This window comes from Martelella sp. UBA3392, from assembly GCF_002358775.1.
GTDB classification, from domain to species: Bacteria; Pseudomonadota; Alphaproteobacteria; order Rhizobiales; family Rhizobiaceae; genus Martelella; species Martelella mediterranea.
In genome coordinates this window covers 1-12617 of the sequence record NZ_DEPM01000084.1, presented here as the reverse complement: position 1 = coordinate 12617, position 12617 = coordinate 1, and the positions used below count along the sequence as shown (strand labels likewise).

Annotated in this window: 14 protein-coding genes; 9 read left to right on the top strand and 5 right to left on the bottom strand. The window is 63.5% G+C overall.

Translation table 11 applies throughout. The features are described 5' to 3' along the window. Window positions 1-86 precede the first annotated feature (86 nt). The 5 genes from B4E36_RS06310 to B4E36_RS06290 all read right to left on the bottom strand — a co-directional run bounded on the left by B4E36_RS06310 (window position 87) and on the right by B4E36_RS06290 (window position 5217). Window positions 87-851: an ABC transporter ATP-binding protein gene (locus tag B4E36_RS06310; RefSeq protein ID WP_414673739.1), complete on the bottom strand. Its 765-nt coding sequence runs from the start codon at window positions 849-851 to the stop codon at window positions 87-89. Then, window positions 848-1615, bottom strand: a complete 768-nt coding sequence (locus tag B4E36_RS06305; protein ID WP_292054600.1) for an ABC transporter ATP-binding protein — start codon at window positions 1613-1615, stop codon at window positions 848-850. Before B4E36_RS06305 ends, B4E36_RS06310 begins: the two co-directional genes overlap by 4 nt. A gap of 4 nt (window positions 1616-1619) precedes the next feature. Beyond that, entirely contained in the window at window positions 1620-2768 is a 1149-nt protein-coding gene (locus B4E36_RS06300) for a branched-chain amino acid ABC transporter permease (RefSeq protein ID WP_292054596.1), read from the bottom strand. A gap of 6 nt (window positions 2769-2774) precedes the next feature. Next, complete coding sequence (locus B4E36_RS06295; protein WP_292054594.1) at window positions 2775-3791, bottom strand: branched-chain amino acid ABC transporter permease; 1017 nt, start codon at window positions 3789-3791, stop codon at window positions 2775-2777. A gap of 76 nt (window positions 3792-3867) precedes the next feature. Beyond that, entirely contained in the window at window positions 3868-5217 is a 1350-nt protein-coding gene (locus B4E36_RS06290) for a substrate-binding protein (protein ID WP_292054593.1), read from the bottom strand. Window positions 5218-5445: 228 nt separating this feature from the next. Between B4E36_RS06290 and B4E36_RS06285 the strand changes: the two genes are divergently transcribed. The 9 genes from B4E36_RS06285 to B4E36_RS06245 form a co-directional block, all read left to right on the top strand. Next, complete coding sequence (locus B4E36_RS06285; RefSeq protein ID WP_018066617.1) at window positions 5446-5919, top strand: YcgN family cysteine cluster protein; 474 nt, start codon at window positions 5446-5448, stop codon at window positions 5917-5919. Window positions 5920-6240: 321 nt separating this feature from the next. Beyond that, on the top strand, window positions 6241-6723 hold the full coding sequence (locus B4E36_RS06280; RefSeq protein ID WP_292054589.1) for a hypothetical protein: 483 nt from the start codon (window positions 6241-6243) through the stop codon (window positions 6721-6723). Further along, window positions 6698-7960 (top strand): DNA-packaging protein, encoded by a 1263-nt coding sequence (locus B4E36_RS06275; protein ID WP_292054583.1) that lies wholly within the window; start codon window positions 6698-6700, stop codon window positions 7958-7960. Before B4E36_RS06280 ends, B4E36_RS06275 begins: the two co-directional genes overlap by 26 nt. A gap of 59 nt (window positions 7961-8019) precedes the next feature. After that, a complete protein-coding gene (locus tag B4E36_RS06270; RefSeq protein ID WP_292054580.1) occupies window positions 8020-8337 on the top strand; it encodes a Dabb family protein in 318 nt (105 codons plus the stop codon). A gap of 233 nt (window positions 8338-8570) precedes the next feature. Then, entirely contained in the window at window positions 8571-9731 is a 1161-nt protein-coding gene (locus B4E36_RS06265; protein WP_292054578.1) for a phage portal protein, read from the top strand. Between the two features lie 29 nt (window positions 9732-9760). Further along, the gene (locus B4E36_RS06260; RefSeq protein ID WP_292054576.1) at window positions 9761-10447 is read left to right on the top strand and encodes an HK97 family phage prohead protease; all 687 of its coding nucleotides are present in this window, start codon (window positions 9761-9763) and stop codon (window positions 10445-10447) included. 82 nt (window positions 10448-10529) lie between these two features. After that, the gene (locus B4E36_RS06255; RefSeq protein WP_292054753.1) at window positions 10530-11753 is read left to right on the top strand and encodes a phage major capsid protein; all 1224 of its coding nucleotides are present in this window, start codon (window positions 10530-10532) and stop codon (window positions 11751-11753) included. A gap of 143 nt (window positions 11754-11896) precedes the next feature. Beyond that, complete coding sequence (locus tag B4E36_RS06250) at window positions 11897-12463, top strand: head-tail connector protein (protein ID WP_292054574.1); 567 nt, start codon at window positions 11897-11899, stop codon at window positions 12461-12463. Next, the coding region (locus B4E36_RS06245; RefSeq protein WP_345900132.1) for a head-tail adaptor protein at window positions 12451-12617 on the top strand (167 nt) is incomplete at its 3' end. The genes B4E36_RS06250 and B4E36_RS06245, both read left to right, overlap by 13 nt.

Here is a 12617-nt window from a genome sequence, read left to right as displayed (position 1 = left end):
CCTCCGGGGCGAGAAGATTGGGGGGCTTTGCGGTCTGACAGTAACGCGTTGTCAGTTCAGTCGAGGTTACCCTGAGGACAAGAAAATCAGATCGCCAGATATTCCTCGCGCAGTTCGGCATTGTCGAGCACTTCGACCGCGGTGCCGGAGAACACGATCTGGCCGGTGTCCATGATCACCGCCTTGTCGGAGAGGCGGAGTGCTGCGACCGCGTTCTGCTCGACGATGATGGTGGTGATGCCGAGGTCGCGGATCTGGCGGACGATGCTTTCGATCTCGTGGACGATCACCGGGGCGAGGCCCTCATAGGGCTCGTCGAGGAACAGGATCTTGATATCGCGGGCGAGCGCGCGGGCGACGGCGAGCATCTGCTGCTCACCGCCGGACATGGTGACGGCGTCCTGCTTGCGGCGCTCGGCAAGGCGCGGGAAGTGGTCGTAGATCTTTTCGAGGGTCCAGCCCTTTTCGCCCGAGACCTGGGCGAGAACGAGGTTTTCCTCGACCGTCAGCCCGCCGATGATGCGGCGGTCTTCCGGCACCAGCTGGACGCCCATCTTTGCGGCCTGGAAGGCGCGCTTGCTGTGGAGCGGTTCGCCGTTGAGCCAGATTTCGCCGCTTTTCAGCGCCGGATTGTCGAGACGGGCAAGGGTGCGCAGCGTGCTGGTCTTGCCGGCGCCGTTGCGGCCGAGGAGGGAGAGCACTTCGCCCTTGGCGATATCGAAGGAAACGCCCTGAACGATGTAGCTTTCGCCGTACCAGGCGTGAATGTCGCGGACGCTGAAGAATGCATCGCCCTTTTCGGTGGCCATCCGGTTTTGCTCCTCGCGGACATTGTTGCTGTGCATGTTCATGCCTCGGCCTCGCCAAGATAGGCTTCCTTGACCTTCGGGTTCCCGCGCACCTCATCGGGAGAACCTTCGGCGATGATGCGGCCCTGCGCAAGCACCGAGATCCTGTCGGCGAGCGAGAACACCACGTGCATGTCATGCTCGATGATAACTTTGGTCATGCCGCGGGCCTTGATGCGCTGAAGCAGTTCGATGGTGCGGTTGGTGTCGTGACGGGCCATGCCGGCGGTGGGCTCGTCGAGAAGCAGCAGCTTGGGTTTCTGGATCAGGCACATGGCGAGCTCCAGGCGGCGCTTGTCGCCGCGCGACAGCGAGCCCGCCTCGTGATGGCGGCGCGCGGAAAGCCCGATATCCTCGAGGATGAATTCTGCCTCCTCGCGCACTTCCCGTTCGCCGGCAAGGGCGCGGATGGCATTCAGCTTGAACGCACCGTCGCGGCGGGCGAAGGCGGGGATCATGACGTTTTCGATCAGCGTCAGGTCGGGGAAGATTTCCGGCGTCTGGAACACGCGCGAGACGCCCATCTGGTTGATCTCGTGGGGCGCGTGGCTGGTCAGCGTCTGGCCATCGAAGACGACCTTGCCGTGGGTCGGCTTCAGCCGGCCGATGCAGACATTGAGCAGGGTGGACTTGCCGGCGCCATTGGGGCCGATAATGGCATGGACCTTGCCGCTTTCCACCTCAAGATTGACATCGGAGAGCGCGCGCAGGCCGCCGAAGCTCTTGTGGACGTCGTCGACATGGAGAACGATGTTTCTGTCGGCCATGGTGCTACTCCGCGGGCTGGACTTCGGCGACGGATTGTTCCTCCGCCTTGCCGGTGCCGCCGCCGCCAAAGCGGGCGCGGACACGTTTGACGCCTTCCATGATGCCGCCGGGCAGGAAGATCACGATCGCCATGAAGATCAGGCCGAGCGTCAGGTGCCAGCCGTCGCCGACAAACAGCGACAGGAGCTTGACCACCGGGGTCTCGATCGCGTCCGGCAGGAAGGAGAAGGTCTGGTGCAGGGCCTGCTCGTTGAAGGACGAGAAGATATTCTCGAAATATTTGATGACGACCGCGCCGATGACCGGGCCGACCAGCGTGCCGACGCCGCCGAGGATGGTCATCAGCACGACCTCGCCCGACGCCGTCCACTGCATGCGTTCGGCGCCCGCCAGCGGATCGGTAACGGCCATCAGCGCGCCGGCGAGACCGGCGAACATGCCGGAAATGATGAAGGCGGAGCGGAGATAAGGCCGCGTGTTGAAGCCGGTATACATCATCCGGTTCTGGTTCGACTTCACCGCCTTCAGCATCATGCCGAAGGGCGAGCGGAAGATGCGGATGGTGAGGTAGAAGCAGATCAAAAGGGCGATGGCGCAGAAATAAAAGCCGCCATAGCCCTGGAGCTGAATGCCGAAGAAATCGGGCGAGGGCAGGCCGGCGCCGGCTTCAAAGAACATCCGGTCGAGAATGCGCGGATCATTGTGCGAAAGCTGCAGGCCGGTCTCGCCGTTGGTGATGGGTGTCAGCACCGAATAGGCGAGGTTGTAGCTCATCTGGGCGAAAGCGAGCGTCAGGATCGAGAAATAGATGCCCGAACGCCGGAGCGTGACGTAGCTGATGACGGCAGCGAACAGGCCGGAACAGATCATCGCGAAGATGATGGCGGGGATTGCGTTCATGGTCAGAAGCTTGAACGACCAGACGGCGGCGTAGGAGCCGACGCCGAGAAAAGCGGCGTGGCCGAAGGAGAGATAGCCCGTCAGCCCGAACAGGATGTTGAAGCCGATCGCGAAGATGCCGAAGATCGCGAATTTCTGCAGGAGCGCCGGATAGGCGGCGCCCAAGGGCATGAACAGGATGGGCGCGGCGAGCACGATGGCCGAGAAGATGGCAAACAGCAGCCAGTCGTTGCGGGAAAGATTGGCGAACATGCGGTGCTATTCCTCCATCACGCCGCGGCGGCCCATGAGCCCGCGCGGCATGGTCAAGAGAATGATGACGGCGACGAGATAGATGATCACCTGGTCGATGCCGGGGATGATGGCTTTCACCTCGTTCATCGAAGCGAAGGATTGCAGGATGCCAAGCGTGAAGCCGGCAATGATCGCGCCCGGCAGCGAGCCCATGCCGCCGACGACCACGACGACGAAGCTGAGCACCAGGAAATCCATGCCGAGGTGATAGTTCGGCGGCAGGATCGGCGTGTACATCACGCCGGCAAGGCCGGCGACCACGGCGGCGATGCCGAAGACGACGGTGAAGCGTTTCTCGATATCGATGCCGAGCAGGCCGACGGTTTCGCGGTCGCGCATGCCGGCGCGGACCACCATGCCATAGGTGGTGAATTGCAGGAAGGCGAACACGGCGCCGATGATGGCGAGCGCGGTGACGAAGTAGATCAGCCGCCACCAGGGATAGACGATGAAGGCATCGGGCATGCCGATCCATGCGCCGATATTGGCCGTGCCGGCAAACATCGACGGTGCGGATTGCGGGATCGGGTTGGCACCGAAGATTTTCTTGATGATTTCCTGGAGCACGATGGCGAGGCCGAAGGTGACCAGGATCTGGTCGGCATGGGGACGCTTGTAGAAGAACCGGATCAGGCCGCGCTCCATGACGAGGCCGAAAAGCAGCATGACCGGGATCGCAAGCAGGATCGACAAGGGCACCGACCAGTTGATGATCGCGGCCCCGACATCGCCGAAAGCGTATTCCATATAGGGGATGGCGCGGGGCGCGAACAGCGCGCCCTCTTCCTTGGGCGGCTGGATCGGCCAGGAAATCAGCGCGTTGAAGGCGACGGCGCAGAACGCGCCGAGCATGAACAGCGCCCCATGGGCGAAATTGACCACGCCGAGCGTGCCGAAGACCAGGGTGAGGCCAAGCGCGATCAGCGAATAGGCCGCGCCCTTGTCCAGACCGTTCAGAATTTGAATGATGATGGCGTCCATTACCCGCTATCCGCTGTTTTGATGCGCGGGACCGGGCGCAAACCTGGCGCCCGGTCCGTTGTTCATCTGGCCGAGATCAGCACTGCTTGGCCGTATCGGGGCCGAGCTCGCCGCCGAAGATCGACGGGTCGTAGTCGACCTGCGAACGCGGAACGATCTGGACCACCTTCAGCAGATCGTATTCGTTCTGCGGATCGGGGTTGCCGCGCACGACGAGGCAGTCCTTCATGCACTGGTGGTCGGCGGCGCGGTAAAGCGTCGGGCCGTTGCCGAGACCATCGAACTCGAAGCCTTCCAGCGCCTTGATGACTTCCGGCGCGAAGAAGGTGCCGGCGCGCTCGACGGCGTCGGCGTAGAGCAGGGCCTGGACGTAGCAGGTCTGGGCGGCCTGGGACGGCGGGAAGCCGTATTCCGCGCCGAAGGACTGGACGAAGGCCTTGGTGCCGTCATCTTCCAGCGACCACAGCCAGTTGGCAGAGCCGAGGATATTCTGCGCGGCGGCGCCCGCGCCCTTGGCCATCAGGTCGGAGAACAGCGGCACGACGATCTCGAAATTCTTGCCGTTGACCTGCTTGTCCTTGAGGCCGAACTGGACGGCCTGGGTCAGCGAATTGACCATGTCGCCGCCGTAGTGGTTGAGGATCAGCACATCCGCGCCGGAATTCAGAACCGGGGTGATGTACTGCGAAAAGTCGCCCGCGCCGACAGGGGTCTTGACCGTCTGGACGGTTTCCCAGCCGAGCGCCTCGGTGGCGTTCTTCATCGATTCCTCCTGGGTCCAGCCCCAGGTGTAGTCGGCGGTCAGGTGATAGGCGCGGCGGTCCGCGCCGTATTCGGCGGCAAGCACGGGGCCGAGCGCCTCGCCGGACTGATAGGCGTTGAAGAAGTGGCGGAAGCCGTAGCGGCGCTTGTCCTTGCCGGTGGTGTCGTTGGAGTGCGTCAGGCCGGCCATGAAGATGACGCCCATGTCCTGGCAGAGGCTCTGCACGGCGACGGCCACGCCGGAGGATGAGCCGCCGGTGATCATCACCGCGCCATCCTTCTCGATCATGCGCTTGGCGCCGTCGCGGGCGGCATCGGACTTGGTCTGGGTGTCGCCGGTGACATAGTCGACCTTCTTGCCGAGAATGCCGTTGCCCTTCAGTGTTTTCGAGGAGAAGGTGGCGAGCATGCCGCCATCGCCTTCGCCGTTCAGATGCTTGGCGGCGAGCTGGAGGGCCTTCAACTCGTCGAGGCCTTCATCGGCGTAAGGACCGGTCTGGGGCACGTTGAAGCCGAGCACGACATTGCTGCCGGTCGGCATGTTGCAGGACATCTGGTCCTGGGCGTATGCGCCGCGGACGAAACTCATCGGTGCGGCGAGCGTGATGCCGGCGGCCGCGCCCGCTCTCAGCAGGCTGCGCCGGTTCATGATAAAGCGAGACATTCAGACTCCTCCCAAGTCGTGAAAAGGGCTGCGCTCTCCTCAGCGCAGAAGCGCTCATCCTCCAGAGCGCATGGGGTGATGCTAGCAAGCGGGCAAATTGTCGCAATTGACCGATAGTGATAAGACCTTTGTTTAAGTCAGTTTATGCTTACGCAATGTCCGACGTGATGCGGGTTGAAGCGCGGCCGCGATGCGCGCATATAGGCGGTTCGGCGAAAAGGAAGAATAATGGCTGACAAGGCGGACGAACCTTTCTGGCGGGTGAAGCGGCTCGAGGAGATGGACAATCGCGAATGGGAAGCCCTTTGCGATGGTTGCGGGCTGTGCTGTCTCAACAAGCTGGAAGACTGGGAGACGGGGGAGGTGGCCTTCACCTCGGTCGCCTGCCGGCTGCTGGACGGACACAGCTGCCAGTGTTCGGATTACGAGCACCGGCAGAAGACGGTGCCGGAGTGCATTCAGCTCGATATGGAGGGCGTGCGGGAAATCCCCTGGCTGCCGCCGACCTGCGCCTATCGGCTGGTTCATGAGGGCCGCGATCTCTACTGGTGGCATTATCTGGTTTCCGGAGATCGCGAGACGGTGCATCAGGCCGGGATTTCGGCCCGCGACAAGACCATCAGCGAGATGAAGGTGGCGGTGGAGGATTACGAGGATTACCTGATCGAATGGCCGGTGCTGACGGGCGAGAAGACGGGATGAGACCTTTCCCCGGTATTACAAGATAAGAAAAAATACCTATTATAGGAAAATAATCCTTGACGGCGTAACGGTGCTTTGGTAGCTTCTGTCTACGGTCGGGAATTTGCGGGTTTGAGCCCGCTTCGCCTTTCCCGCCGGACTCAGCCGTCACTCAGACTGGAGCGGTTCCGCTTTTCCTCGTATCGGCGGAACCGCTCTATCTTTTTGATCTTCCGCGAGCCGGTGACGGCTCCGTCAGGAATTGTCGCCGCCCGGTCTCGACCGGGCTTTTTTTATGGTCGAACGGCAGGTCTCCCGAGGCGCGCCGGAAGGAGCTTCATTGTGGCTGACCATGAGTCATTCGATATCTCGCTGTTCGGGTTGTGGCCGCGCAATCCGCGTTACGAAGGCGGGGCAGGGCGGACGGAGGCGGGTTACCATTTCATCGAACCGAAGACGCGGCGCGGCGGCGGCGACGATGACATGCGGCTGCTTTTGAACGACCTGACGGCGGAGATGCGGGCGCAGTTCGCCTTCTTCAAGCGGTTGCGCATGCGGGCTGTAAAGAGGGGCAGCCAGGGCGATGACGGCGATGCGCGTGCCGAGGTGAAGGCGGCGACCGATGCGATCGCGCTGATCATCCGCACGCTGGAAAAGGCCGACGAGTTGCAGCGGCGGCTGGCGGCCAGCCGCAAGGACGAGGAAGAGCGCCAACTGAATTTCAGGGATTACGACAATGCCAAAGCCCATTTCCTCGACCTCATCGAAAAGCGGGCCGAGGAACTGGCGGAACGAAAGCTTGCCGAACGCGAGCGCGCCGTCTGATCCGTTTCAATATGCTGCCTTTCTCGCCAAGGAGTGGCGGTTTCTGGCGCGGCCGGAGCAATTGCCGCCGGCGCATGACTGGCGGACATGGCTGCTGATGGGCGGGCGCGGTTCGGGCAAGACGCGGGCCGGGGCGGAATGGGTGCATGATCTGGCGATTGCCGATGGGGAGAAGAGCGAATTGCGGATCGCGCTGGTGGCGGAGACGCTTGGCGATGCCCGCGAGGTGATGATCGACGGGGTTTCCGGGATCTGCCGGATTGCCCGGCGAATGAAGCCGGATTTCGAGATCTCGCGCCGGCGGCTGGTGTGGCCGAACGGGGCAGTGGCCTATCTGTTTTCCTCCGAGGACCCGGAGGCGCTGCGCGGGCCGCAATTTCACTTTGCCTGGTGCGACGAACTGGCGAAATGGCGCTACGGCCAGGAATGTTGGGACATGCTGCAATTCGGCCTGAGGCTCGGTCATGCGCCGAGGCAGATCGTGACCACCACGCCGCGCGCGGTGCCGCTGTTGAAGCGGCTGATGGCGGAAGACGACGCTGTGCTGACCCGGATCTCGACGGCGGACAACCGGGCCAATCTGGCGCCGGGCTTCATCAAGGCGCTTTCCAGCCGATATGGCGGAACGCGGCTCGGGCGGCAGGAGCTTGACGGCGAACTGATCGAGGATCGCGAGGATGCGCTGTGGCGACGGTCAGACCTGGAGACGATCGTCGCACGCCGGGCGATGGCGTCCGGGCGGATTGTCGTGGCGGTTGACCCGCCTGCCGGGTCCGGGCGGAATTCGGTCTGCGGCATCGTGGTTGCGGGCGGGATGGAAAATGGCGGCGCGCTGGTGCTGGCCGACTGTTCTGTCGAGGGCGGATCGCCGGCGCAATGGGCGCGCGCCGTGGTGGAGGCCTATCGCCGTTTCGATGCTGACCGGGTGGTGGCCGAGATCAATCAGGGCGGCGATATGGTGACGGCGATGCTGCGCAGCGTGGACGAACGGCTGCCGGTTTCGACGGTGCGCGCCAAACGCGGCAAGTTTCTGCGCGCCGAGCCGGTGGCAGCCCTCTACGAGCAGGGCCGGGTGCGCCATGCCGGCCATTTTGCCAGGCTCGTCGACCAGATGTGCGATTTCGGGCCGGACGGGCTTTCGGCGGGGCGGTCTCCCGACCGGCTGGACGCGCTGGTCTGGGCGCTGACGGCTCTGCTTCTGGAGGGCGACGGGATGCCGCGCGTACGCGGCGTATAGCGACTTGCGCGCCGCAATTGCCCGTGCTAGCCGAAGCCCGAACAGCGCAGAGGTCTGGCATGATACGACATATCGTTTTCTTCTCGGTTCCCGAAGGCGGGGATGCGGATGCGGTTGAGACCGGACTTTCGATGCTGACCGAAAACCCGCATGCCAGCGTGCTGGAAATCGGGCGCAATACGCGCAGCGATCTTTATGACGAACAGGTTGACTTCGTCGTTTATGGTGAGTTCGAGGACGAGGCGGCGCTGGCGGCCTATCGGGCGCATCCGATCTACCAGAAGTCGACCGCGACGGTGCGGCCGTTGCGCGAGATGCGGATGGCGGCGGACTATGATACCGACAAGGCGGTGAAGACGTCGCGTTTTGTGGGATAGTTGTTGGGGTGCCGTCGTGCGGTGTTCCGGTAGGTTTTTCGTAGGGATAGACTCGCCCCTCACTGCCCCTTTCGGGGCATCTCTCCCCGCCGGGGCGAGAAGATTGGGGGGCTGTGCGGTTAGGCCGGCGCGATAGTCGACAACCGGTTGGGCGGCGTTTTTGCCGCTTCTGTATTTTTCAAAGCTCCGGTTTTCCGGGGCTTTTTTTTGTTTTGAGAACAGAGAGGTGTGGCATGAAGATGCCCTTTCATCTGCCGGGGCGACGTCCGGCGGGCGTGGTTTCCGCGTCCGAGAAAAAGGCAGCGCCGGTGATACTTTCGGCGCTTTCGATGAGCGGGGAGGCGCGATGGACGGGGCGGTCCTATGCCGCGCTGTCGCGCGAGGGGTTCATGCGGAACCCGGTGGCGCACCGCGCGGTGCGGCTGATTGCCGAGGCGGCGGCGGCGATGCCCTGGCAGCTTTTCGATGAGGGGGCGCTGGTTTCCGACCATCCGCTGCTTGCCCTGTTGAAGCGGCCGAACGGGCGGATGAGCGGATCGGATTTCTTCGAGGCTCTGTTCGGGCATCTTCTGCTTTCCGGCAATGCCTATGTCGAGCCGATCCTGGTGGGCGAGACGCTGCGGGAGCTCTACCTGTTGCGGCCCGACCGAGTGCGGATCATCGAGGGGCGGGACGGGTGGCCGGAGGCCTATGAATACCGGATCGGCGCGCATGTGAGCCGGTTTGCGGCCGAGGGCGACGGGTTGACGGTGCTGCATATGCGACTGTTTCATCCGCTGGACGATCATTCGGGACTTTCGCCGCTGGCGGCGGCGCAGATGGCGCTGGACCTGCACAATGCGTCATCCGTGTGGAACAAGGCGCTGCTCGACAATTCAGCGCGGCCTTCCGGCGCGCTGGTCTATCAGCCGAAGGATGGCGGGAACCTGACCGAGGAGCAGTATGAACGGCTGAAGCAGGAGCTGGAGGAAGGCTATGCCGGGCCGATGCGCGCCGGCCGGCCGCTGCTGCTCGAAGGCGGACTTGACTGGAAGGCGATGGGACTGACGCCGCGCGATATGGATTTCACCGAGGCGCGCAATGGCGCGGCGCGGGATATCGCGCTCGCCATCGGCGTGCCGCCGATGATGCTCGGGATTCCCGGCGACAACACCTATTCCAACTACCAGGAGGCGAACCGCGCCTTCTACCGGCTGACGGTGCTGCCGCTGATTGCGCGCACGGCGGCGGCGCTGACGAGCTGGCTTGCGCCGGTCTACGGAGCGGGGCTGAAGCTGGAGGTCGATCTCGACCAGGTCTCCGCCCTTTCGGCGGAACGCGATGCGTTGTGGACCCGGGTGTCCGGCGCCGATTTTCTCTCCGACGAGGAGAAGCGCGAGGCTGTCGGCTACTGAAAATGACCGGCGAATTTCAAGGAGTGGATATGGGCGAGAACACCATGCTGGCCGATGAACTGAAATATGCCGATCTGTCGCTGACCGACCTTGCGGGCGACGGTTCATTCTCGGGCTATGCGAGCCTGTTCGGCGAGATCGACCTCGGCAAGGACATGATCGAGCGCGGGGCGTTTTCCCGCTCGCTGCAAAAGCGCGGCGCGGGCGGCGTGCGGATGCTGTTCCAGCATGATCCCTGCGAGCCGATCGGGACGTGGACGAAGATTCGCGAGGATGGGCGCGGGCTCTATGTCGAGGGCGTGCTTTCGGCCGATGTGGCCCGCGCCCGCGAGGTCCACGCGCTGATGAAGGCCGGCGGGCTCGACGGGCTTTCCATTGGCTTCCAGACTGTTAGGGCGCGTACGGATGCGAAATCCGGCGTGCGCCGGGTGCTGGAGGCGGATCTGTGGGAGATATCGATCGTCACCTTTCCGATGCTGCCGTCCGCGCGGATCGCGAATGTGAAGCAGGCGGGCGATATCTTTCCGACAATCAGAGAATTCGAGCGATGGCTGACGCGGGATGCCGGCCTCTCCCGAAAGGCGGCGCGCCGGTTTCTGGCCGGCGGCTATGACGCGCTTGTTGGCAGGCAGGATGCGGCCAATGGCGCAGACGGGGTGGACGACGACCGGCTTCTCGGCCTGCTTCGGCGGGCGAGCCGGATGATGACGCCCTGACAGCACTTGCGGTCGGTTGCCACAGGCGACGTCCGCATTCCCACGACAATTGCGAGAGGACAGGATTGTGACCATGTCTCAGATGAAGGTTGCGCCGGAGATCAAAAGCGCGCCGATCAACCAGGCTTTCGAAGACTTCATGTCGAGCTTCGAGGCCTTCAAGGAAGCCAATGACCGCCGGCTCGGCGAAATCGAAAGCAAGATGGGCGAGGACGCGGTGACCCGCGAGAAGGTCGACCGCATCAACCGCGCCATGGACGCCCAGTCGCGGCTGATCGACGAGATGCAGCTGAAGAAGGCGCGCCCTTCGCTCGGCCGTTCGAACGCTCTTGCGGCGAGCGAGCACAAGGCGGCGTTCGAGAACTATATCCGTCGCGGCGACGAGCAGGGGCTGCGGGCCCTTGAGGCCAAGGCGATTTCGACGACCGAAAGCGATGGCGGCTATCTGGTGCCGGATGAGACCGATACCGAAATCGGCCGGCGGCTGACGGCTGTTTCGCCAATCCGGCAACTGGCGACGGTGCGCCAGGTTTCGGGCGCGGTGCTGAAGAAGCCGTTCATCGCTTCGGGCTTCACCGCCGGTTGGGTGGGCGAGATCGCCGACCGTGACCAGACCGCGACGCCGGATATTTCCGAGCTTTCGTTCCCGACGATGGAGCTTTACGCGATGCCGGCGGCGAGCGCCTCGCTGCTGGATGATGCGGCGGTGGACGTCGAGAGCTGGATCGCCAGCGAGATCGATATCGCCTTCGCCGAACAGGAGAGTGCGGCCTTCATCAACGGCAATACGGCGACCATGCCGAAGGGTTTCCTGAGCTACACCAATGTGGCTGACAGCGCCTGGGAATGGGGCAAGATCGGCTATGTTGCGACGGGCGCGGATGGCGCGTTCAAGGCGGCGGATCCTTCCGACACGCTGATCGAGACGATCTATTCGCTGAAGGCGGCGCACCGTCAGAATGCCCATTTCGTGATGAACCGGAAGACGCAGGGCACGATCCGCAAGTTCAAGGATGATGACGGCAATTATCTGTGGCAGCCGCCGGCCGGGCTCGGCCAGTCGGCCTCGCTCATGGGCTTCCCGGTGACCGAGGCCGAGGACATGCCGGATATCGCGACCGACGAAACGGCGATTGCCTTTGGCGACTTTGCCGCGGGTTATCTGGTGGTCGATCGCACCGGGGTTCGGGTGCTGCGCGATCCCTATTCGGCCAAGCCCTATGTGCTGTTCTACACCACCAAGCGCGTTGGCGGCGGGGTGCAGAATTTCGAGGCGATCAAGCTGATCAAGTTCGGCGAGGCGTGAGGCTGGTAGCTTCTGACGGGTCTGTCGTCTGGCCTGGATCCTCGGGTCAAGCCCGAGGATGACCCGGAGGAAGACGGAGAGTTGAGACAGGACAGCCCCGGCGCTTGCGTCGGGGCTTTTTCGTTGCCGGAGGAAATTTGACGATGAGCTATGCCCTGATAACGCCGCCCGCGGAAGAGCCGGTGAGCCTCAGCGAGGCCAAGGCGTTTCTGCGCCTCGATGGCAGCGAGGAAGATGATTTGGTGGCCGCGCTGATCGTGGCCGCGCGGGAATATCTGGAAAGCGTCAGCGGTCTGGCGGTGGTGACCCAGAGCTGGCGACTTTACCGCGATGCATGGCCTGCCAGCGGCATGATTTCACTGGCGCATGGGCCGGTGCAGAGCGTCGATGCGGTGACGGCTTATGATGCCGATGGCGAGGCGACGGTTGTGGCGCTCGACGCTGGACGGCTTGATGGGCGGGCGCGGCCGGCCCGGTTCTATCTTCCCGGCATGGGCGGATGGCGGGCCGGGATCAACGGCATCGAGGTGGAGTTTACGTCGGGTTTCGGGACTGCAGCTGATGTGCCGGAGGTCGCGAGACAAGCGATCCTGCGGCATGTGGCGCACATGTTCGTGTTTCGCGGCGCGATCGGGCCCGATCAGCAGCCGGCTGGAACGCCCGACGGTTATGACCGGCTGATCGCGCCGCTCAAGGCATGGAGGCTTTGATGCGCACGTTTGATCCGGGGGCGTTTTCGGCCCGTCTCGATCTGATGGCACCCACATTCACGCCGGATGGGCAGGGCGGTGCGACGGAAAGCTGGTCCGAGGTCGCAAAGCTCTGGGCGCGGGTCGAGCCGGTCTCGATTGCCTTCGATGAGGA